Source organism: Bradyrhizobium sp. LCT2 (genome assembly GCF_009931255.1).
GTDB classification, from domain to species: Bacteria; Pseudomonadota; Alphaproteobacteria; order Rhizobiales; family Xanthobacteraceae; genus Bradyrhizobium; species Bradyrhizobium diazoefficiens.
The window spans coordinates 4,625,974-4,647,698 of the sequence record NZ_CP034432.1 but is presented as its reverse complement, the minus strand read 5'-3'; the positions used below and the strand labels follow the sequence as shown (position 1 = coordinate 4,647,698).

The following is a 21,725-nucleotide window of genomic DNA, read 5'->3' as shown; positions in this document are numbered from 1 at the left end:
TCTCGACCTTCATGGCGACGGTCCCCCGTAAAGCGGACAACAAAAAACCCGCGGTTTGCACCGCGGGTTTGTCGTTTGTAGCGCGCGACAGGTTCAGTGCGCCAGGATCGCCAGCAGCAGCAAAGCCACGATGTTCGTGATCTTGATCATCGGGTTCACCGCCGGTCCCGCCGTGTCCTTGTAGGGATCGCCGACGGTGTCACCGGTCACCGCTGACTTGTGGGCATCACTGCCCTTGCCGCCGTAGTGACCGTCCTCGATGTACTTCTTGGCGTTGTCCCAGGCGCCGCCGCCGGAGGTCATGGAGATCGCGACGAACAGGCCCGTCACGATCACGCCGAGCAGCATCGCGCCGACCGCCGAGAACGCCGCCGACTTGCCGGTCGCACCGCCTCCGGCGATCGCGTAGATCAGGAAGTAGACGACGATCGGCGACAACACCGGCAGCAGCGAGGGGATGATCATCTCCTTGATCGCCGCCTTGGTCAGCAGGTCGACCGCCTTGCCGTAGTCCGGCTTGTCGGTGCCCTGCATGATACCCGGCTTCTCGCGGAACTGACGCCGCACCTCCTCGACGATCGCGCTCGCCGCACGGCCCACGGCCGTCATGCCCATCGCGCCGAACAGATACGGCAGCAGACCACCGAACAGGAGGCCCACCACCACATAGGGATTGTTCAGCGAGAAGTCGGGATTGACGCCGGCGAAGTAGGTGTGATGCGCGGAATCCGCAACGAAGAACTTGAGGTCCTGGTTGTAGGCCGCGAACAGCACGAGCGCGCCGAGACCGGCCGAACCGATCGCGTAGCCCTTGGTGACCGCCTTGGTGGTGTTGCCGACGGCGTCGAGCGCATCGGTCGACTTGCGCACCTCCTTCGGCAGGCCCGCCATCTCGGCGATGCCGCCGGCGTTGTCCGTCACCGGACCGAAGGCGTCGAGCGCGACGATCATGCCGGCCAGCGCCAGCATGGTGGCCGTCGCGATCGCGATGCCGAACAGGCCGGCAAGGCTGTAAGTGACGAGGATGCCGGCGATGATGACGATCGCAGGCAGCGCGGTCGCCTCCATCGAGATCGCAAGGCCCTGGATCACGTTGGTGCCGTGGCCGGTCACCGACGCAGCCGCAATCGACTTCACCGGACGATAGTCGGTGCCGGTGTAGTATTCGGTGATCCAGATGATCAGCGCGGTGACGATCAGGCCGACGACGCCGCATTCGAACAGCGACATGCCGGTATAGTCGACGCCGTCGAGCTTGCCGAAGCCGATCAGCGTGTAGATCACCACGGCAATGCCGATCAGCGACAGCACGCCGGTTGCGATCAGGCCCTTGTAGAGCGCGCCCATGATCGACTGGCTCGGCCCGAGCTTGACGAAGAAGGTGCCGATGATCGAGGTGATGATGCAGATGCCGCCAATGGCGAGCGGCAGCGTCATCATGCTCATGAGGATCGGCGTCTTGGCGAAGAAGATCGCCGCGAGCACCATGGTGGCGACCGCGGTCACCGCATAGGTCTCGAACAGGTCGGCGGCCATGCCGGCGCAGTCGCCCACGTTGTCGCCGACATTGTCGGCAATGGTCGCCGGGTTGCGCGGATCGTCCTCGGGAATGCCGGCCTCGACCTTGCCGACGAGGTCGCCGCCGACGTCCGCACCCTTGGTGAAGATGCCGCCGCCGAGACGGGCGAAGATCGAGATCAGCGAGGCGCCGAAGCCGAGCGCCACCATGGCGTCGACGACGACGCGGCTGTCAGGCGCGAGCTTCAGCGAATAGACCAGGAAGCCGAAATAGAGGGTCACGCCGAGCAGCGCGAGACCCGCCACCAGCATGCCGGTGATCGCGCCCGCCTTGAAGGCGAGCTCGAGGCCGCCGGCGAGCGACGTGGTCGCCGCCTGGGCAGTGCGCACATTGGCGCGAACCGAGACGTTCATGCCGATGAAGCCGGCCGCCCCCGACAGGATGGCGCCGATGGCAAAACCGATCGCGACATAGAACCCGAGGAAATAGACAAGCAGCACGAAAATGACGATGCCGACGATACCGATCGTGGTGTACTGGCGCCGCAGATAGGCCTGTGCGCCTTCGCGCACCGCAGCTGCGATCTCCTGCATGCGCGGCGACCCCGCATCCGCGCTCAACACCGAAGACGTCGCCCAAATCGCGTAGACGACGGAAAGCACTCCGCAGAGCACTATCAACCATAATGCTGTCATGTGATTTTTTGCCTCAGATCCTTGATGTGTCCCCGGCGCCTTTTATTGTCCGTCGTGCGGTGCGGCGCCTTGATTTCGAACAAGGCCGCCCCCTTTCCCGAAGGGGCGGCCTCAGTCGGTCGCGAGCTTGCCAAAATCAACTTGATGGTGCAACGCCGGAAGCGGCCGAAAAAGCCGATCTCGGCAAGTATTTAGGCCAAGTCCTGAGCAAGTCCTGAGCTCCAAGTCCTCAGCCCATCGCCCGGACGCCGCGATTTGGAGCAATTCCTAGAAGTGGCTGTAGGACAGCCGCTTCAAAGCCAATTCCTGGCCCTGCCCGTCCAGGAAGCGCGGCCGCGCGCTCCCTGCGACGATCGTGCCGATCGCCGTGACCGCAACGCCAGCAGCCCGCCCCGCGGCAATCAGCGCATCGCTTTGCGCCGGCGGCACCGTGCACAGCACCTCGTAATCGTCGCCCCCGGCAAGCAGCGTCTCGACGCAAACGGCGTTGCGCACGATCAGGCCCGCCGCGGCGGCCGAGAGCGGCACGTTCGCCACGTCCACAGAGGCCGAGACGCCCGACGCCGCGCAGAGTTTTGTCAGGTCGCCGGCGAGCCCGTCGGAGACGTCCATCGCAGCCGACGCATGGTCCCTCACCGCGCGCGCCAGCATGTTGCGTGGCTGCGGAATGCGATAGCGCGAAACCAGAGCTTCCCTTGCGGCAGGATCGGACGCGAGCGCCGCAGCCGCAGCGCCGCCCGTGAGCACGTCAAGTCCGAGCGCGGCATCGCCGATCGTGCCTGTCACCAGGATACGGTCGCCTGGCCGCGCCCCGGTGCGGCCGACCATCCGCCCCCGTGGCACGCGGCCGAAGGCGGTGATCGAGATCATTTGCGGCCCCGGCGTCGACACCGTGTCGCCGCCGAGCAGCGGGCACGCGAAGGTTTTCGCATCCTCGCCCAGCGCATCCGCGAACGGCCCGAGCCAGGCGTCCTCCTTGCTCCGCAGCGCCAGCGTCAGCACGAAGCCGGCCGGCACGGCGCCCTTGGCGGCGAGATCGGACAGGTTCACCCGCAGCGCCTTGCGCGCGATGGTGTCGGGTGGGTCGGTGGCAAGATAGTGCACACCCTCGATCACGGCATCGGTGGTGACGACGATGTCGTCGCCGGACGAGGACAGGACCGCGGCATCGTCGACCAGCCCGAACGCACCGGGATCGGTCGCCAGCGGCTTGAAATAGCGCGCGATGAGGGTGTCTTCGGCGGAGTTTTCCGGTGCGTTGGTCATCGGCGCTAGCCCCAAACTCCACTGTCATCGCCCGGCTTGACCGGGCGATCCAGTACGCCGAGACGCCCGATTTCAATAACCGCTGCCGCGGCGTACTGGATCACCCGCCCCAGTGCGCAACTGCGCACAAGGCGGGGGATGACAGCGGAATATGTGTTTACCCTCGCCCGAACTCGTCACCGCGAAACTGACGGCCGATCTGGTCGAGCACCGCATTCACCATGCCGGTCTCCTCGCGATCGACGAAGGCATTGGCAACGTCGACATATTCGGAGACCACGACGCGGCCCGGCACGTCCTTGCGATGCTGGAGCTCATAGGCCCCGGCCCGCAGCACCGCGCGCAGGATCGCCTCGATCCGCTTCAATGGCCAGCCCTTCGACAGCGCCTCGTCGATCAGGGGGTCGAGCTTCTTCTGGTCGCGCACGACGCCGGAGACGACGTCGCGGAAGAACGCGGCTTCGGCCGGCAGGTAGGTGTCGCCCTCGACCTCGTTGCCGAGCCAGTGGCTCTCGAACTCGGCGAAGATGTCGTTGATGCCGGCGCCGGCGATATCCATCTGGTACAGCGCCTGGACGGCCGCGAGCCGCGCCGCACCGCGCCGGTTCGCCTTCTTCTCCGTAAGCCCCGCCGGCTTCTTGTTGTTGTCGGCCATGGCTCAGGCCCGCGCCAGGCGGCGCTTGATGCGCAGCATCGCAAGCGCAGCGCGCGCGGCATCGCCGCCCTTGTTGAGCTCGCTGGCGCGCGCCCGCGCCCAGGCCTGCGCCTCGGTGTTGACGGTGAGAATGCCGTTGCCGAGCGGGAGCTTTCGCGAAACCGCAAGGTCCATCAGCGCTCGGGAGGATTCCTGCGAGACGATCTCGAAATGGATGGTGTCGCCGCGGATCACGCAGCCGAGCGCGATCACCGCATCGTAGGGCTTGCCGTTGGCCGCCGCGGCATCGACCGCAATGGCCACCGCCGCCGGGATCTCCAGCGCGCCGGGAACCGTGATGACGTCATGCGTCAGGCCGGCGGCCTTCAGCTCGGCCACTGCGCCGTCCAGTAGCGCATCCTGGAGATCGTCATAGAACCGCGCCTCGACAATCAGCGCACGCGCGCCGGAAATGTCGGTCTGGTCCTTCAAGGGTGCGCGCCGCGCGTCTGCCATCGTTCAATCCGTTTCACAGGGGTCGGCGCTATGTAGTCGCCGAACGCATGTAAGCCAAGTTTTAAACTGTCATTCCGGGGCGCGAAGCGAACCCGGAATCTCGAGATTCCGGGTTCGGTCCTACGGACCGCCCCGGAATGACGGCTTTGCCGTCACTTCATTTCCGTCAGCCGCGCCGCGTAGCGGGCCATCAGGTCGACCTCGATATTGACCTCGGCCCCCGCCTTCCAGCCGCCGATCGTCGTGACGGTCAGCGTGTGCGGGATAATCAGCACCGAAAAGGTCACGTCCGCAACCGTATTGACTGTCAGCGAGACGCCGTCGAGCGTAATCGATCCCTTGGTGGCGATGAACCGCGCCAGCTCGCGCGTCGTGGAGAGCACGAACCGCGCCATGTCGGGCAGGTCCTCGCGGCTGACGATGGTCGCGATCCCGTCGGCGTGACCGGCGACGATATGGCCGCCGAGCTCATCGCCGATCTTGAGCGCGCGTTCGAGGTTGAGCCTGGTGCCCACCCTCCAGTGCTTTGCCGTCGTGAGCGCCAGCGTCTCGGCGGCCGCGTCGACGTCGAACCAGGTCTTGCCGCCCGCGACACCTGAAGCGACGACCGTCAGGCAGACGCCATTGCAGGCGATCGAGGCGCCATCGGCAATGGTGGTCTGATCATAGCTGCAGGCGATGCGCAGCCGGTGCAACTGGCCCTGCGCCGTTGGCGTGAAGCTGACGATCTCGCCGAGATCGGTGACAATGCCGGTGAACATGTTAGGCGCGCTCGTAGATGGTGAGAGTATCCTTGTCGAATGTCTCGCTAGCATGAACCTTGTAGGCCTGCGACTGCGTGATTTTCGACAGGGGCAATGCATCGAGCGCATCGACGCCGCTGCTGCCGACCTCTTCCGCGCCGCGGAACAGCCAGATCTCGTCGACGAGATCGGCCGCCACGAACGAAGCCGCAACGAGGCTGCCGCCCTCGACCATCAGCCGCGAAATGCCCTTCTCGGCCAGCACATGCAGCACTGCCGGCAGATCGAGCCCGGAGGCGTTTCCCGGCGGTACGCGGATGATCTGCGCGCCGGCTGCTCCAAGCCGCGTGGCGGCCGCAGCCTCGGCAAGTTCAGAGCCCACCACCCACAGCGGCGTCTCGCGCGCGGAGCGGACGAGCTGGCTCGCCGCGGACATGCGCAGGCTCTGGTCGAGCACCACGCGCACCGGCGAACGCGCAGCCATGCCGGGCAGGCGGCAGGTGAGAAGCGGATCATCCGCCAGCACCGTGCCAATGCCGACCAGGATGGCATCGCTCTGCGCGCGGAGCAGATGCACGCGATTGCGCACAGCTTCGCCCGTGATCGCGACCGGCTTGCCGCCGGCGGCACCGATCTTGCCGTCGGGCGAGACCGCGAGCTTCAGGATCACATGCGGGCGCCTGTCGCGGATGCGGCGGAAATGCCCGGCGTGGTCGAACGCAGCCTCCGCCGCGCAGAGACCCACGTCCACGGTGATGCCGGCAGCACGCAGACGGGCATGGCCCTGGCCTGCGACTTCAGGATTGGGATCCTCGATCGCCGCCACCACGCGCTTGATGCCGGCCGCAATCACCGCATCGGCGCAAGGCGGCGATTTACCGAAATGCGAGCACGGCTCCAGCGTGACGTAGAGCGTGGCCCCGCGCGCCGCCTCACCGGCACGCCGCAAGGCCTCGGGCTCCCCATGCGGACGTCCGCCGGGCTGCGTCCAGCCGCGGCCGACGATGACGCCGTCTTTCACGATGACGGCGCCGACGGCCGGATTGGGCCAAGTCCGTCCCTGCCCGCGCCGGCCGAGCGCCAGCGCAAGCTGCATGAAGCGGCGATCGGCGTCCTTGGATTCGCGGATCTTCTGCGCGAACTGATCCTCCAGGATGCGGAAGATCATTTGCGGATCGCGGCGAGCCGCGCTTCCTCCTCACCGGAGAGCTCGCCGAGCACGTCGGCGAAATCCTTGGCCTCACGGAAATTGCGGTAGACCGAGGCGAAGCGCACATAGGCGACGTCGTCGAGCGTGCGCAGATGCTCCATCACGGTCTCGCCGATCACCTCGGAGGAGATCTCGGCTTCGCCCCCGGTCTCGAGCTCGCGCACGATGGTGGAGACCATCTTCTCCACCCGCTCCGGCTCGACCTGCCGCTTGCGAAGCGAGATCTGCACCGAGCGCATCAGCTTGTCGCGGTCGAACGGCACACGGCGGCCGTTGCGCTTGATCACCGTGAGCTCGCGCAGCTGCACGCGCTCGAAGGTGGTGAAGCGGAAATTGCAGGCGACGCACACGCGCCGCCTGCGGATCACGGACGAGTCCTCGGTCGGACGCGAGTCCTTTACCTGCGTATCGAGACTGTTGCAGTTCGGGCAGCGCATCCGCTTGGCCTAGCCTTACTGATAGATCGGGAACCGATCGGTGAGCGCCTTGACCCGTTCCTTGATCGCGGCTTCCACCAGCGGCGCCTTGCCGTCGTCGGACTGCGCGATCGAGTTGAGAACCTCGGCGATCATGCCGCCGACCTGCTGGAATTCAGCGACGCCGAAACCGCGGGTCGTCGCCGCCGGGGTGCCGAGACGCAGACCCGAGGTCACGAAGGGCTTTTCGGGGTCGAAGGGAATGCCGTTCTTGTTGCAGGTGATGGCCGCGCGGACCAGCGCCTTCTCCGAGACGTTGCCCTTCAGGCCCTTCGGCCTGAGGTCGACCAGCATCAGATGGTTGTCGGTACCGCCGGACACAATATCGAACCCGTGGCTCTTCATCGCCTCGGCCAGCGCTTTGGCGTTCTCGACGACGTTCTTCGCATAGACCTTGAAGTCCGGACGCAGCGCCTCGCCGAAGGCGACCGCCTTCGCCGCGATCACATGCATCAGGGGGCCGCCCTGCAGGCCCGGGAAGATCGCCGAGTTGAGCTTCTTGGCGAGTGTCTCGTCGTTAGAGAGGATCAGACCGCCGCGCGGACCGCGCAGCGACTTGTGCGTCGTCGTGGTGGTGACGTGCGCATACGGCACCGGCGAGGCATGCACGCCGCCGGCGACGAGGCCGGCGAAGTGCGCCATGTCGACCAGCAGATACGCGCCGACGCTGTCCGCGATCTCGCGGAAACGCTTGAAGTCCCAGGCGCGCGAATAGGCCGAGCCGCCGGCGACGATCAGCTTCGGCTTGACCTCCTCGGCCTGCTTCTGGACCGCATCCATGTCGATGATCTGGTCCTCGCGGCGCACGGTATAGTGCGCGGCCTTGAACCACTTGCCGCTCATGTTGACGGGCGAGCCATGGGTGAGATGGCCGCCGGCCGCGAGGTCGAGGCCCATGAAGGTGTCGCCGGGCTGGAGCAGCGCCAGGAACACCGCCTGGTTCATCTGGCTGCCGGAGTTCGGCTGGACGTTGGCGAAGCCAGCGCCAAACAGCTTCTTGGCGCGGTCGATCGCGAGGTTCTCGGCGACGTCGACCCACTCGCAACCGCCATAGTAACGCGCGCCCGGATAACCTTCCGCATATTTGTTGGTCATCACCGAACCCTGCGCTTCCAGCACGGCACGGCTGACGATGTTCTCGGAGGCGATCAGCTCGACCTCATGGCGCTGCCGGCCGAGCTCGCCCTTGATGGCGGCTGCGATTTCCGGGTCGGCCTGGTCGAGCGAGGCGGTGAAAAACGAATCGGGCGCGGAGGCGGTTCTGGCTGAGGTCATCTTGCGAATATCTCCACCGCCGCAGCCTTTTGGCGGGCTACGGGCGGGTCTGGTGTGGCGATCGGAAGCGGCGAGCGCGATCTACCACATCGCCCGCCCCCGGCCAAGTAGTTGCGGGTCGGGCCTGATATTTATGCAAGATATGGTGGGGATTGAAGGATCCGGACGCTGGAGCGGTTCGCTGGAACCGCCCCGTTCCGATGATGCCTGAAGGGGCCGTTTTGGACCTTAAAGTCCTGCCGGCCGATGAGAGCCGCCCCTCCCCCTTAGAGCCCCGTATACCCGGCCTTCACGGGGTCCACGCTGCCGTCGAGCTGGCGCAAATAGGTCAGGCCGCAGACCGTCAACCTGTGCGGGTCCTTCTCACCCGCTTCAATCAGCGTGTTGAGGTAGTTCGTCACCTTGGCGCGTGTCTCCTCGCTGGCCGCCGCCGTGCGATTGGCGAGCAGGTCATAAGTCTGCATGATGCGGTCGATGGCAGCGTCCATGGCACCCTCTGGTTCTCTGGAATGTCGGGAGTTTTGATCAGGCAACCGCGCGGGCCTCGGACTGCGTCTCGAACCGGGCGATCGCCTTGTTGGCGAGCCTGATCTTGTTGAATTCGCCGTGCTGGAGCAGCTTGATGATGATCTCGAGCAGGTGTTCGTTGGTGACGAGCGTGTCGGGAATCGCACCGGAGCGGCGGAGGTAATTCGCGGCGATGGCATAGGCATCACTCACGAGTTGGACGTTCATGACCTGCAGCCCGCGCCCGACCAGCATCGCATCCTCCGAATCCAGAGAACTAACGGCGATACCGGGCTCCGGTTCCACCCGATCGGTGAATTTTCTCGCAGCTGCAAAATGACAAAACGCACCGGTCCGGGAGAAACCGGGCCGGTGCGCTTGGGGAAGTCAGGCACGTTCGGCAGGCTTGCCGGTCTTGTTGCGGGCCGGCTTGGCCATCCCTTGGAAACTCAGAGCCGATAGAGAATCTGATCAGTCCAGAACGCTCGAGACGGTGCAGCGACTTGTTGAGGGTCGAGAATTCCTCGCCCGAGATACCGCCGACCTGCTCGACCGTCTTGACGTGCTTCTGGTAGAGCGAGTCGACGATACGGCGGACTTCCTGGCCCTGCGGCGTCAGGCGGATGCGCACCGAGCGGCGATCGACGCGCGAGCGCTGGTGATCGAGGAAGCCGAGCTCGACGAGCTTCTTCAGATTGTAGGAGACGTTGGAGCCGAGATAGTAGCCGCGCGTGCGCAGCTCGCCCGCGGTCAGCTCCTTGTCGCCGATGTTGTAGAGCAGGAGCGCCTGCACCGAGTTGATGTCGGCGCGACCGCGGCGATCGAACTCGTCCTTGATGACGTCGAGGAGCCGGCGATGCAGCCGCTCCACCAGAGTCAAAGCTTCCAGATAGAGCGACTGCACCGAACCCTGCTGGCCGGAGACGCGCTCTGCGGTATCTGCCGCAGTTGCGACGGCTTTCATCATGACACTTCCCCTGTTGTCGTTTTTATCGACACTTATTCGACGAAACTTGTGTCCCGTCTGATAGGTGCAACTTAAGGGGCTCGTTTGAAGATCGGCTTAAATAAGAGAATAAAGAGATCATGAATTTAAGACAGTGAATTGCGGATTAAGCCTGTGCCACAAGGGCTTTTCGCAACCCTCTGTTGACCCTCGCAAGGTCCTGTTCACCCTCCGTCCGCCCCGGTTGTCGCATTCCAGAACAGCCCCGCCCCGTTTCGAAACGCGCGCGTAAGAGCTGTGGCGGACCAGGCTAGGTTAGCGAAAACTTACTTCGAATTTTAGGCAACCAGCGGTCAACCAAGCGCCGAACTCTGCTCTCGTGTCCCGGAGCTGAACAGATCGTTGGATGGGTAGAGCGAAGCGAAACCCATCGATGCGGGCGCACGTCGGTGATGGCTTTCGCTGCGCTCTACCCATCCTACAAGAGTCCTGCATCCGCCCTACGGCGGCCGTTCGCGCGCGGCCATCCAGGCGAGCGCCAGATAAGCGGCGAGCATGAAGACCTCGACGCCGACCACGACCAGGCTGCCGCCGTAGATTCCCGGGAACATCAGCTCGATCACCGCCATCGACACCACGGTCGTCAGCCACACCACCGCGCCCCAGGGCGTTGCGAGCCACAGCCCGACGGCGGCGACGAGCTCGATCACGGCGAAGTAGACGGTCGCGGCCTGCCAGGCCATCGACTGGTTCTCGAACGCCTCGTCCTCGCCGCCGACGAAGCCGGTCACCTGCGCCCAATGATAGAGGCCCTTGAGGATCGAGAGCACCGCCATCACCCGCAGGAACAGCACGAGCCGGCGCGTCCAGACATTGTCGTCGGACTCCGAGCGCTCCGACGAGATCGCCGCCACCGACATTGCATTGTCTCTGGCATTGTCTCTGGCGGCGTCCCTGGCGTTGGCGCTGTCGCGGGCCGCATCGCGGGTGGAGATCTCGGACATGGCTCCCTTCTGGCTGTTTCGCCCCGCAAAATCAATCGGCTGCCATCCCTTGCGGCAGGTCAAGCCGCGGTGACGGGAACCATGCGAGCTGGTATAAGAATAATTCCAGCCGGAGGAAGAGTGATGGCGATCAAATACGGGCGTCCGATCGAATTGCGCGAGGTTTCGCGCCGGGATGGCGCAGCCGCCTCCCCAGCCCTCGATCTGGCCATCCGTCCGCGCCGCAACCGCAAGGCCGAGTGGGCCCGGCGGATGGTGCGCGAGAACGTGCTCACCACCGACGATCTGATCTGGCCGCTGTTCCTGATCGACGGCAACAACAAGCGCGAGCAGATCGCCTCGATGCCGGGCGTCGAGCGCCTTAGCGTCGACCAGGCCGTGCGCGAGGCCGAGCGCGCGATGAAGCTCACGATCCCCTGCATCGCGCTGTTTCCCTACACCGACCCGTCCCTGCGCGACGAGGAAGGCTCGGAGGCCTGCAACCCGAATAATCTGGTCTGCCAGGCGGTACGCGCGATCAAGAAGGAATTTCCGGAGATCGGCGTCCTCTGCGACGTCGCGCTCGATCCCTTCACCAGCCACGGCCATGACGGCCTGATCGCGGACGGCGCGATCCTGAACGACGAGACGGTCGCCGTGCTGGTGCGCCAGGCCCTGGTGCAGGCCGAAGCCGGCTGCGACATCATCGCGCCCTCCGACATGATGGACGGCCGCGTCGCCGCGATCCGCGAGGGACTGGACCAGGCAGGGCTGATCGACGTGCAGATCATGGCCTATGCGGCCAAATACGCCTCCGCCTTCTACGGCCCGTTCCGGGACGCCATCGGCTCGGCCAAGACGCTGACCGGCGACAAGCGCACCTACCAGATGGACAGCGCCAACACCGACGAGGCGCTGCGCGAGGTCGAGCTCGACATCTCCGAGGGCGCCGACATGGTGATGGTGAAGCCGGGCATGCCCTATCTCGACGTGGTCCGCCGCGTGAAGGACACCTTTGCGATGCCGACCTTCGCCTACCAGGTGTCCGGTGAGTACGCGATGATCGCGGCGGCCGCGGGCAACGGCTGGCTCGACGGCGACCGCGCGATGATGGAGAGCCTGCTCGCCTTCAAGCGCGCCGGCGCGGATGGCGTGCTGAGCTACTTTGCCCCGAAGGCGGCGGAGAAGCTGCGGGCGCAGGGGTAAGGTCATTGTCGTCCTGGCGATGGCCGGGACCTCGCCTCCGTCGTCGTCCTGGCGAAAGCCAGGACCCATACCGCGTGATCCATCGATGGCGGGCGGTATTCGTACCAGCGAAGGAATCAAACTTCTGGTCTTCGCCAAACTCTTCCTGGGGTAATGGGTCCTGGCTTTCGCCAGGACGACGCTTGGGTTCGCGGTTGCAGCTCGTCCCTCCCGCCCCCTCGCCCCCGAATCGCCGGAATATTTCGGCTTGTTAATCCCGACGCCCTTGGCACGCGGACGGCCTGTTCCCATGTCCTGCCACGGAAGTTTCCCATCTGGAGGATGGACCATGTCGTATTCGGACTCGGGCAATTCAGGACCCCAGGCAGGCGCCTGGCGCAATGACGGCGGGGTGCAACCGCACGCTTACGATCCATATCTGCACCCGGAACTGTTCCGCGGCGTCGCGACGCGGCGGGTGTTCGCCTTCCTGATCGACATGGTCGTGATCGCGGTGCCGGTCATCCTCGGCTACCTCTTCATCGCCTTGTTCGGCGTGGTCACGCTCGGTATCGGCTGGGCGCTGTTCTGGCTGGCCTGGCCGGCGTCCGTGATCTGGGCCATCGTCTATTACGGCGCCTGCATCGGCGGTCCGTCGTCGGCGACGATCGGCATGCGGGTGATGGACCTGGAGTTGCGCACCTGGTACGGCGCTCCTGGCTATTTCGTGCTCGGCGCCACCCATGCCGTATTGTTCTGGGTGACGGTTTCGTTCCTGTCGCCCTTCGTGGTCCTGGTCGGCCTGTTCAACGGCCGGCGGCGCCTTTTGCATGACTTCGTGCTCGGAACGGTCGTGATCAACAACTCGGTCCGCGCACCCCTGCCCCAGGGCGCCAGAACCTACTGATCAAGAACCTATCAACCAGGACCGGCTAAGCTGACTGATCTGACCTGCCGAGCAGACCAATTGACCGGGGGCTTCCGTAGCGCGATGCTGACACCCGTTTTGGAGGCCCACGACGTCCCTTGACCCAGCACTCGCGCGACACCCCCCAATTTTACCTTACGGCGCCTTCTCCCTGCCCGTATCTGCCGGGCCGGCATGAGCGCAAGGTGTTCACGCACCTCGTGGGTGACCGCGCGGGCGACCTCAACGACCTCCTGACCCATGGCGGCTTCCGCCGCAGCCAGTCGATCGCCTATCGGCCCGCCTGCGACCAGTGCCGCGCCTGCGTGTCGGTCCGGGTCATCGCCAACGAGTTCCGCCCGTCCCGCAACTTCCGCAAGGTGATAGCGCGTAACGCCGACATCATCGGCGAGCAGCGCAGTGCGGTCCCGACCTCCGAGCAATATTCGGTATTCCGTGCCTATCTCGACGCTCGCCACCGCCACGGCGGCATGGCCGACATGACCGTGCTCGACTACGCCATGATGGTCGAGGACAGCCATGTCGAGACCCGCATCATCGAGTACCGCAAGCGCGGCCCCGACAGCGGTATCACCGGCCGCGGCGAGGAGCTGATCGCGGTTGCGCTCACCGACGTGCTCAGCGACGGCCTGTCGATGGTCTATTCCTTCTTCGAGCCGAGCCAGGTCAGCCGCTCGATGGGCACCTTCATGATCCTCGACCACATCGCCCGCGCCCGTCGGCAAGGGTTGCCCTATGTCTATCTCGGCTACTGGATCGAGGGCTCGAAGAAGATGGACTACAAGGCCCGCTTCCTGCCGCAGCAGCGCCTCGCTCCGTCGGGCTGGCTGCGCATCGACGCGCAAGGGGATGCGGCGTCAGAGCCGCAGGACTAAGCCCTCCGCCGTCTTCCCTCTCAGGAGGCCGCTTCAACCTGACGCGACGGGGCAGGCTTTGCACCGGCGCGACCTCCGGCGATGAACTGAAGCGCCGCGATCCCCGGCAAGAAGAAGTAACCGCCTCCGAGCGCCTGCGTGAATGAGGCCAGCGTCACTTCGCTGCCGCTCGGCAATCCCGGAATGGTGAACGTCTTCGGGACAGGCGACGAACCCACGACAGGATCGTCCTGGCCTTCAAGAGTCCCGAACCGGGGGTTTTGCACCCAGCGCTGGTGGATGAACTCGAACTGGCGCTCGAGATCGGCATTGCACGCGATAAAGAACAAGCCATCGCACGACGTGCCGCTTTCGGTCGTCTCACGATAGGGCCGTCCACGGCGGAGCAACCTGTGCAGCTTGGATGATTTGATGCTCGATGGCACATCGATGCCAAGGGAATCGCGCGGATTGGACCGGCGGACATGAGCTCCCTGGGGGCAAACGAAGCCGTTTGCGTCCTGGACTCGATAGCGGAAGGCGTCCGCCGCCGAATCCGACCCCAGAGGTCCCTGCCATCCGAGCGGCATGCCGTCCATCCGACGCCCCATCATTTTTTCGCAGATGTGCTGGCCATTAGCCGTCTTGAACTGCTCGAACGCATCGACATCCTGCGCGATCTGCCGCACGGCCAGGTAGCTTCCGTTCAGCGTGAAGCGGGCACTGGACTGCGGCCACTCCTTCACGTTGGGACAGTAGGTGAGTTCGTCATATTCGTTGCGATAGCCAAGAATGAATTCTCCGGGCTCGACGACGCGATCCTCATAGAGGTCGCCGGCATCGCGCTTGGCCTGCTTCAGCGCGGCCCCCCCCTCTTCCCTGAGGCCGCGGATCACGGGTTGAGCGAGGCCGTCGCGGAACCCGAACGGCTCGCGCAGTTTGCCATCTTCCTCTTTCTTGAACGAGCAAGGATTGTTTTCAACGGTCCTGACGATGAACGCATCCGGATCGGGATCCTCCATTCGCGATTTCTTGTCGAGCACCCACCATTGCGCAACGAGGATGTGAACGGTTTGGCGGCCGTCGGGGTCTTCAACATCCGACCAGCGCCATTGATCACGCCCAGCGTCCCTCAACAGCTCTTTGCGCAATGCGCTTCCCATGCCACTGCTGAAAGCAGTCGGAAACGGATGCGTTTCCGCCTCGGTACAGCCGAGCTTCTTGAGCCCTGAAAAACTGAAGGCGACCGCCACGGCCTCGCTGATCGACTCTTCCGGTTTCTTCCTGCCCGTCCCGACACGCTTGGCGCTGACGACCAAACCGCTGTCGACGAGTTTCGCGAGCCAGGCCCGGGCCTGATCCACGCGGCCTTCGCGGATCGTGAGCAACCAGAAACGGCTGCTCTTGAGCCAGCCGAAGCCGCTCTTCAGCATGCCCTGGATGTCGTCGCTTTGCTCGGAGAGAAGCGGTGCGTGCTTCATGTCTCGATCGCCCTCATGATCAGGTCGTCGTTCTTCTCGTTGCGCTCGCCGAACAGGGCGTCGCGCAGTCCGGTCGCAAGATTGATCTGCTCGATCGTCCTGTTGCACGCGTCGAAATGGTAGATGTGCGGGAGCATGCTGTCGCGCGCGTAGGACTTGAATTTCAGCTCGCACTTCACACCACGGAAGATGACAAAGCGCGTCGGCGGGAAGCTGCGCGGCGCGGCAATGCCAGGCTGACCGTCCACCGCCGGCGCGCGTGGACTGAGCTCCGTCCAGCGCCAGGCCAGCGTGGTTCCGGTAGAAGCACCGTTGATGAAATCGTCGAGATAGCCGCCGAAATTGCCGTCATAGTTCGAGCAGAACAGAAAGCGGCGACCGTTGTCGATGATGTGCCAGTGACCGAAATGGATGCCCGGCGCATTTCCGAGCCACCCTTGCGTGAAAAACACCCGTCCGGCGAATGTCACGATACGCAGGGCCGTCCGGATGCACCACGCGCTCCACCCGTTCGGACGACGCACATCCGTAAGGCTGAACATGTGCTGGGTCTTGCGGACCAGCTCCGCCTCGCATCTCTCGACCGACGGGTGGATCTGCTGGGCACGCGGAACGTCGTCTTCGAGCGGATGGAAGAACTGCTCGCTCAGCTTCGTGAACCGGCGATTGAGCCAGTAAAACAACGTACCGATGCAAAGCACCACGGCGATCACAGCGACGGCGATCCCGATGATCTCCAATCCGGTCAGCTTTGGTATCTTCGGTTCGACGATACGCGCCATATAGTCCGGAGCGAGCGCATAGGCCAGCGGCGCGAGAGTGTAGGCTATGGCGCACGCGGCGATGGCCAGCAGCAGCGGCACGCCGATGACCCAGCCACCGACATAGGTCGACAGCGATGAGAACGTATCGGTCGGTCGGTCGAGCTCTTGCTGAACGCTGTTCAACCACCGCCTCCATGACACGAATTGCGCAGGCAGCGGGACCAGGAACAGCCACACTAGAAATGCAATCACCGCGAACGCCAGCAAACCGTGTCCACTTATCGCCAGCAGACATTTGCTCGTCTTGCTGACGGCGTCCTCCACGGCCTGCACGATGGGACCCGGTTCGCCGAAGAACCAATTGTAGGCGCGCGGAAGTGCCGAGATGAGCCAGAGCGCGACAAACCACAGGACGATCGCCGCTACCGGATAGGCGAGCTTCGCGCCGATGCCGGCCCCCTTCCCGCGCCAGTAGGAACGCGGTGCAGGCGTGGCCGCCCACTCGAAGCGTGGGTCTGCGTATGCCCATCGCGCCAGCGCCAGCGCGAACGCGGTGCGATCATTGCCGTATTTGGATTTCAGCGTCCGCGCCTCGGCTCGCGTGCGCTCGAGCAGGTCCTGCTCCATCTTGATCTGCCGGACCGACCGGTCGCGGGCGCCGACGAAGGCGCCATCGGCGATGCTGTGCCACTGCATCAGCTTGTCCAGCAATTGCTGCTCGTGCTGCGCCGTGGGGACCGCAACGCCGGGAGCGACCATGGCACCGAACAGCGACCACATCGCGCCGCCGGGATGGTGGATGAGGCGATACAGCAGGTCGTACGGGCGCAGGCCCTCCTCGACCGCAAGCTCGACCATCAGCGAGGGCCTTTGCTCCGCGGCATCGGCCACCGCCGGCAGGAGCCCGATCGAAGCGAAGTGAACCACCGCGACATCGCGCAAGAGGCTGTCCAGCGCATCCTGGAGTGATTGCGGGAGACCGCCTCCGCCGGGCCAGCCGGGCGCAACGATGCAGATCATCTGCTGCCGGACAATCTCGAGCATGGCTGTCTTCTCCGCGTGCTCAGGTGATACGCATGCGCATGCACAACATCAGCGGTCCGTCATAAGCAATGGCCTTGCCTTCACCGCGCGCCAGTTGCAGCCGGGGCAAGGTGAGCAAGCCGATCAGCGCGCTTGTCAGGATATCCACCGCGTAGTCCCGGGCGGGACATTGGCGGTAGCCATAGCCGAACATGAGATACCGCAAGGCATCTTCGCTGCCCCAATCGCGGTTCGGGCAGAAGCGACCGCTTTGGGGCACCGCGGTGGGATCGAACAGGGCAGCGATCGACAACAGCGAGACCTTGCCGCCGCCCGGACATCCAGCGTTGCTTCGCGCGCCCGTCTCCATTTCCGTATCCCGGGGCACGTCGCGCGCCAGCAGCGGAAAAATCGGCCGGAAGCGCATGAGCTCGAGCACATGGTTGCGCACGGCCTTGCGAAAATCGGGGTCGGTCCAGACGCGGGACTCGCCGAGAGCCCTGGCCCGCGATCGCAGCTGTTCATAGACCTTCTGGCGTCCCAGCAGCTCTTGCATGACAAGGGCTCCCGACTGGACGGTGACCGGATGCGAGATCCAGGCAAGGCCTACCGCGTTTCGTTCAATGTCCTCGGAGGAGCTTTTGACGCCCCACGCAGCGCCGATGGGGCCGGTGACGCGATCGATGCGCGCCTGTAGCGCATCCCCACACGATTCCGCCCGCCGCCGGAGGTCGAGTGTCGCCAGGTTGCCAGCCAGCAGCTGCCCCGCGACGTATCGGATCTCAAGCATGTACTGTCGTTGCAAGCCTTCATCGACATCGCCTTGCGCAGCGTTGGTCGCCGACCCCGCAACCACGGCGCCTGTCGCATCTCCAAACAGGGGTCTCATGGCGTGGAATACGACCCACATCAGGTAATCATCGATCAGATCGAATTCGGCCGCTCCGGGCTTGCTCAGGTCCTTGATCCGGCGCTGTGCCTCGGCATCGGAATCGGCTGGAACGTCCAGAGCCGCCAACCGCGCATGGACGAGATCCCGATCGGCCGAATAGGTCGGGCCGGGATCCATCCCGATGAGATAGTCTCCGGAGACCATGTTGGCCGCATGCGCCGTGTTGGAAAAGCTGCGCGTGCGCGTCAGCACGTCCTTGACGGCACTGGCGCGTGCCACCATGCCGAACAAGCCCCCCACCGAGGGCCAGCGCCGCAGCAGTGCGCCGAGCGCACGCAAGACGGTGATGTGGCGGTTGAGCCAGCAAAAGACACCATAGGAGAGACTGCGTGCTCCCGGCTGCAAGGCGTCGGGTTCATAAGTGGAGAGTTTCATGCTGCATGCCCATCCTTCCGCCAATCCGCGAGGGCCGCTGCGGCCCGCCTTTGATAGTGGGGCATGCCCAGGCGTTCCGCCGCCAGGGCGACTCGCTTGAAATGCGCTTCGGCCCCGGCCTGATCGCCGGCGTGCCGCAACGTTTCAGCGAGCTCGTACAGAGCTTCGGTCTGGTGCCCGTATTCTTCAGCGGCCTGCTCGACCGCCTTGCGTCCGACCGCGATCGCATCGTCCAGCCGTCGGAGCTTGCGATAGGCGACACCGAGGCTCACACGCATGAACGTCCGGCCGTAGGGGCCGGCCGCCTCGTAGATGCGATCGGCGAACCCTCTCTCCAGCATGGGCACCGCTTCGGCAGCCTTGCCGTTGCGTGCAAGCGCGCTGCCGAGAACGCCCATGCAAACGGAAAGCATGGTCGGCACGTTGTGCGTCAGGCACTGCTGCAGGTCCATGCGCATCATGCGTTCCGCCCGGTCGAGCTCGTCGTTCTCGATCCACATCTGCGATTGGACGGTATCGATCAGCAGACGGGAGTATGGGTGGTCGATGTTCGACAGGATCTCGTAGGCCTTGGCGCAGAAGGCGCTACCGGCTTCGCTGTCCCCGAGGCGCCAGAGCGTGCTGGCGTGAAACGCATACAGGTTGATGATGGGAATGGCGGCCCATCCGGGCTGAACGTAGTGCGCCGACAGTTCCGGGCCGTATTCGGACAGCAGGACGTTGCCTTCGACGGCCGCTTCCGCGTATCGCCCGAGGGCATGCAGATGCATCAGGCGCGTCTGATGCGCCGCCATCGTCATGTGGCGACGCTGTGCAAGGCGGGCCGCTTCCAGGCCCTGCGAGGCGTAGCGCAAGCCTTGCTCGAAACGACCGCGCATCCACAGAAACACCGCTGTCTCGGTCGAAACCGCCGCCCGTGCGCGCTGATCGTTCAGTTGCACGGCAATGGCTTCAGCCCTTTCCATGTTGCTGAAGATGTCGTCGATCTGCCCAAGGGCCATCATTGCCCCGATGGCTTCCAGACGAAGCGCAAGCTCCAGGGCTTGCGCAGTCGGGGCGCCGTCGACACGCCGTGCAGCCTGGATCCCCTTCTCGAACAATTGGAGGGCCTCCTGATTGGCCGAATGCGAGATGGCTCGTGCCATCGACTTGATGGCGAACTTTGCCGCCTGCTCCCATTCCTCGCCTTTGAAGGAATGATGCGCCAACACCGGCGCGGCATCGGCATCCGCGGCTCCCGGCTGCGCGTGGAGCGCCAGGAAGGCCTGCCGATGCAGCGCCTTGAGCCTGCTGCGCGTAAGCACCCCGAGCACGACGTCGCGCACCAGCGCGTGGCGGAACGCGAACGCCTGCGGCTCGAGCGATAGGCTCGTCTGCTCCGGACACGACAGGAGGCCGGACGCGACGCAAAGGGCGAGCAATTCTTCGGCGCGCGCGATGTCCACCGCCTGCATCGTGGCGATCAGGTCGCGCGTGATGGGATCGCCAAGAACGGCCGCAGCCTCGAGCGCAGACTTGGCGGCCTCGGGCAGCCTGTCGGTCCGCGCGCCGATGACCGCGGCGATCGAGCCCGGCACGCGCAGCTCTCCGAGAGGCCTCTGGAGGCGGTACGCTCCCGGCGTTCCCTCGAGCGATCCGTCATCGATGAGGGTGATGACCAGTTGCTCAAGGAAGAAGGGATTACCGTCGGCGCGGGCGACCAGCTCGTTCATGACGCCGAGCACGGATGGATCGTCCCCCAGCAGGGCACGCGCGAGCCTGAGCATCTGGCCGTCGTGTAGAGGCTCGATCATGCGCTCTACGAACCACGGCGCCTGCCGCCACTGGTGCTCGAAATCGGGCCGATAGCTGACGCAGACCAGAACCGGCAGCTCCTGAAGCTTCGGAAGCAAGGCCTCGAACAACCTCCGGCTCTCGCGATCGGCCAGGAAAACGTCCTCGAGCACCAGCACGAACGGGCCAGACCGCGCGCGCCTGCGCACCAGCCACAGCAGTGCTTCGCCAATGCGGCGCCGTCGTTGTACCGGGTTCAGCGCCAGCCAGGCCTGATCGGGCGCCGCCAGCCCCAACAGGTCGCTGGCCGCCGCGAGATGTTCGGCGCCCTCGGCTGGCCATCCCTCGATCAAGGCCTGCCTGGCGGACTGCCGTACGTCCGTCACGTTCATTTGCACCAGCCCAACCAGGCTCGCGATCAGGTCCGCGGCGGCGCTGTAGGCGCGCGTGCTCGCATAGCCTCTCGCCTGCGAAACGCAGACGTCCATGCCCTCGCTTGCGAGGGCGGCCGTCCAGTCGGCAACCAAGCGGGACTTTCCGATCCCGGCATCGCCGCACAGCCCGATCGTTCGCATTCCACCCTTTCGAACGACCTCAAGGTCCCCTGCCAGGATCCGTAAGGAATCTTCGCGTCCGACCAGAGGCGCCCAGCGTTGCTTGCGCGTCAGCGGCGCCGCTGCCGAACTTTCGGTCTCGACCACGACCTCGTGGAGTTCGATCGGCTCGTCCAATCCCCGTATTTGCCGGGTCCCTACCGACCGCGTCTCGATCTGCTGGGCGACAAGCCGCTGCGTCGCGGCACTGACCAGAATGCCGCCGGGCGGTGCCATCTTTTCGAGCCGGGACGCAAGGTGAATCGTCTTGCCATCTGCTCCGTAGTGCGACCAATCGTATTGTCCGACAACCCCGACCAGCACCTCTCCCGAATTGATGCCGATGCGCAGCGTCGGACTTGCAACGCCTTGCACGTCATGGCCGGGAACGGTTGCTCTCTGCATCTTGAGGGCGGCAAGACACGCACGTAAGGCGTGATCCTCCTGCGCCAGGGGCGCACCGAACAAGGCGACGAGCCCATCGCCGAGCAACTGGCTGACCGTGCCGCCATAGGTCTCGACCGCCTCGGCCAGTTGGTTCAGCGCCTTGCCGAGGTAGTTGCGGGCTTCTTCGGGGTCGGAATGCTGCAGCAATGCGGTCGAGTCGCAGACATCGGCGAAAAGCACGCTGACGTGCTTATTCTCGGTCAGCATCTTTGATCGTAACGGCGGATGATCACGCAGCTGGACGACCTGTGCGCCCCGATCCTGGGTACCGGGCTCCACCACGCGACGCTTGAGATCCGCGCCGCATTGCGAGCAGAACCGATCTTCGCGGGCAACACGCGTTGAACACGTGGGACACCTGGTCACGGCAGCCCCCATTCATCAATGAATTTACCGAAACAACCGATGCTTCCTGGCCTGATCATCGTCCCCTCCCGGACGTGAACCCGCGCAGCGAAAAAACAAGCCGTCAATCAAAGCAATGAATCTAACCAACCATTCGCGTGCCGACCGGGCTCGCGCAGAACCGATAGATGTATCCGGAGAAAATGCGGTCGGCGCACTTTATCCGGCGCGGGCC

At 64.7% G+C, this 21,725-nt stretch carries 18 protein-coding genes and 1 pseudogene; 3 read left to right on the top strand and 16 right to left on the bottom strand.

Annotated elements, in window-relative coordinates; genetic code table 11:
• Positions 1–93 precede the first annotated feature (93 nt).
• The 12 genes and pseudogenes from EI171_RS22440 to EI171_RS22385 all read right to left on the bottom strand — a co-directional run bounded on the left by EI171_RS22440 (position 94) and on the right by EI171_RS22385 (position 10,791).
• Complete coding sequence (locus EI171_RS22440; protein ID WP_011087787.1) at positions 94–2,214, bottom strand: sodium-translocating pyrophosphatase; 2,121 nt, start codon at positions 2,212–2,214, stop codon at positions 94–96.
• 267 nt (positions 2,215–2,481) lie between these two features.
• A complete protein-coding gene (gene thiL / locus EI171_RS22435; protein WP_161534700.1) occupies positions 2,482–3,480 on the bottom strand; it encodes a thiamine-phosphate kinase in 999 nt (332 codons plus the stop codon).
• A gap of 157 nt (positions 3,481–3,637) precedes the next feature.
• The gene (gene nusB, locus EI171_RS22430; protein ID WP_011087789.1) at positions 3,638–4,135 is read right to left on the bottom strand and encodes a transcription antitermination factor NusB; all 498 of its coding nucleotides are present in this window, start codon (positions 4,133–4,135) and stop codon (positions 3,638–3,640) included.
• Between the two features lie 3 nt (positions 4,136–4,138).
• Complete coding sequence (gene ribH, locus EI171_RS22425) at positions 4,139–4,630, bottom strand: 6,7-dimethyl-8-ribityllumazine synthase (protein ID WP_011087790.1); 492 nt, start codon at positions 4,628–4,630, stop codon at positions 4,139–4,141.
• Positions 4,631–4,782: 152 nt separating this feature from the next.
• Positions 4,783–5,391: a riboflavin synthase gene (locus tag EI171_RS22420; RefSeq protein ID WP_028171634.1), complete on the bottom strand. Its 609-nt coding sequence runs from the start codon at positions 5,389–5,391 to the stop codon at positions 4,783–4,785.
• A 1-nt stretch (position 5,392) separates the two neighbouring features.
• The gene (gene ribD / locus EI171_RS22415) at positions 5,393–6,541 is read right to left on the bottom strand and encodes a bifunctional diaminohydroxyphosphoribosylaminopyrimidine deaminase/5-amino-6-(5-phosphoribosylamino)uracil reductase RibD (protein WP_161534699.1); all 1,149 of its coding nucleotides are present in this window, start codon (positions 6,539–6,541) and stop codon (positions 5,393–5,395) included.
• Positions 6,538–7,020 carry a transcriptional regulator NrdR gene (gene nrdR, locus EI171_RS22410; RefSeq protein ID WP_011087793.1) on the bottom strand — a complete coding sequence of 161 codons (483 nt, stop codon included), beginning with the start codon at positions 7,018–7,020 and terminating at the stop codon, positions 6,538–6,540. Before nrdR ends, ribD begins: the two co-directional genes overlap by 4 nt.
• Positions 7,021–7,035: 15 nt before the next feature.
• Positions 7,036–8,334, bottom strand: coding sequence for a serine hydroxymethyltransferase (gene glyA / locus EI171_RS22405; RefSeq protein WP_161534698.1), 1,299 nt, complete (start codon positions 8,332–8,334; stop codon positions 7,036–7,038).
• Positions 8,335–8,600: 266 nt separating this feature from the next.
• The gene (locus EI171_RS22400) at positions 8,601–8,822 is read right to left on the bottom strand and encodes a hypothetical protein (protein ID WP_161534697.1); all 222 of its coding nucleotides are present in this window, start codon (positions 8,820–8,822) and stop codon (positions 8,601–8,603) included.
• 37 nt (positions 8,823–8,859) lie between these two features.
• Positions 8,860–9,096: a hypothetical protein gene (locus EI171_RS22395; protein WP_028171631.1), complete on the bottom strand. Its 237-nt coding sequence runs from the start codon at positions 9,094–9,096 to the stop codon at positions 8,860–8,862.
• 194 nt (positions 9,097–9,290) lie between these two features.
• Positions 9,291–9,808 (bottom strand): annotated as a pseudogene (gene ldtR / locus EI171_RS22390) (transcriptional regulator LdtR).
• 479 nt (positions 9,809–10,287) lie between these two features.
• Positions 10,288–10,791: a DUF6163 family protein gene (locus EI171_RS22385; protein WP_038966341.1), complete on the bottom strand. Its 504-nt coding sequence runs from the start codon at positions 10,789–10,791 to the stop codon at positions 10,288–10,290.
• Between the two features lie 123 nt (positions 10,792–10,914).
• On the opposite strand from EI171_RS22385, the gene hemB reads away from it, so the two are divergent.
• The 3 genes from hemB (at position 10,915) to EI171_RS22370 (ending at position 13,758) form a co-directional block, all read left to right on the top strand.
• Positions 10,915–11,976: a porphobilinogen synthase gene (gene hemB / locus EI171_RS22380; RefSeq protein ID WP_028171629.1), complete on the top strand. Its 1,062-nt coding sequence runs from the start codon at positions 10,915–10,917 to the stop codon at positions 11,974–11,976.
• A gap of 328 nt (positions 11,977–12,304) precedes the next feature.
• A complete protein-coding gene (locus EI171_RS22375; RefSeq protein ID WP_028171628.1) occupies positions 12,305–12,862 on the top strand; it encodes an RDD family protein in 558 nt (185 codons plus the stop codon).
• A 119-nt stretch (positions 12,863–12,981) separates the two neighbouring features.
• Positions 12,982–13,758: an arginyltransferase gene (locus EI171_RS22370; protein WP_011087800.1), complete on the top strand. Its 777-nt coding sequence runs from the start codon at positions 12,982–12,984 to the stop codon at positions 13,756–13,758.
• Positions 13,759–13,778: 20 nt separating this feature from the next.
• On the opposite strand, the gene EI171_RS22365 is transcribed toward EI171_RS22370, so the two are convergent.
• The 4 genes from EI171_RS22365 to EI171_RS22350 are packed head-to-tail and all read right to left on the bottom strand — an operon-like array spanning position 13,779 to position 21,352.
• Complete coding sequence (locus tag EI171_RS22365) at positions 13,779–15,218, bottom strand: Dyp-type peroxidase domain-containing protein (protein WP_231166495.1); 1,440 nt, start codon at positions 15,216–15,218, stop codon at positions 13,779–13,781.
• Complete coding sequence (locus EI171_RS22360) at positions 15,215–17,026, bottom strand: hypothetical protein (protein ID WP_161534696.1); 1,812 nt, start codon at positions 17,024–17,026, stop codon at positions 15,215–15,217. The genes EI171_RS22365 and EI171_RS22360 overlap by 4 nt, the downstream gene beginning before the upstream one ends.
• Before the next feature lie 19 nt (positions 17,027–17,045).
• Complete coding sequence (locus EI171_RS22355; RefSeq protein ID WP_161534695.1) at positions 17,046–18,332, bottom strand: hypothetical protein; 1,287 nt, start codon at positions 18,330–18,332, stop codon at positions 17,046–17,048.
• Complete coding sequence (locus EI171_RS22350) at positions 18,329–21,352, bottom strand: adenylate/guanylate cyclase domain-containing protein (RefSeq protein WP_244651757.1); 3,024 nt, start codon at positions 21,350–21,352, stop codon at positions 18,329–18,331. The genes EI171_RS22355 and EI171_RS22350 overlap by 4 nt, the downstream gene beginning before the upstream one ends.
• Between the last annotated feature and the right edge of the window lie 373 nt (positions 21,353–21,725).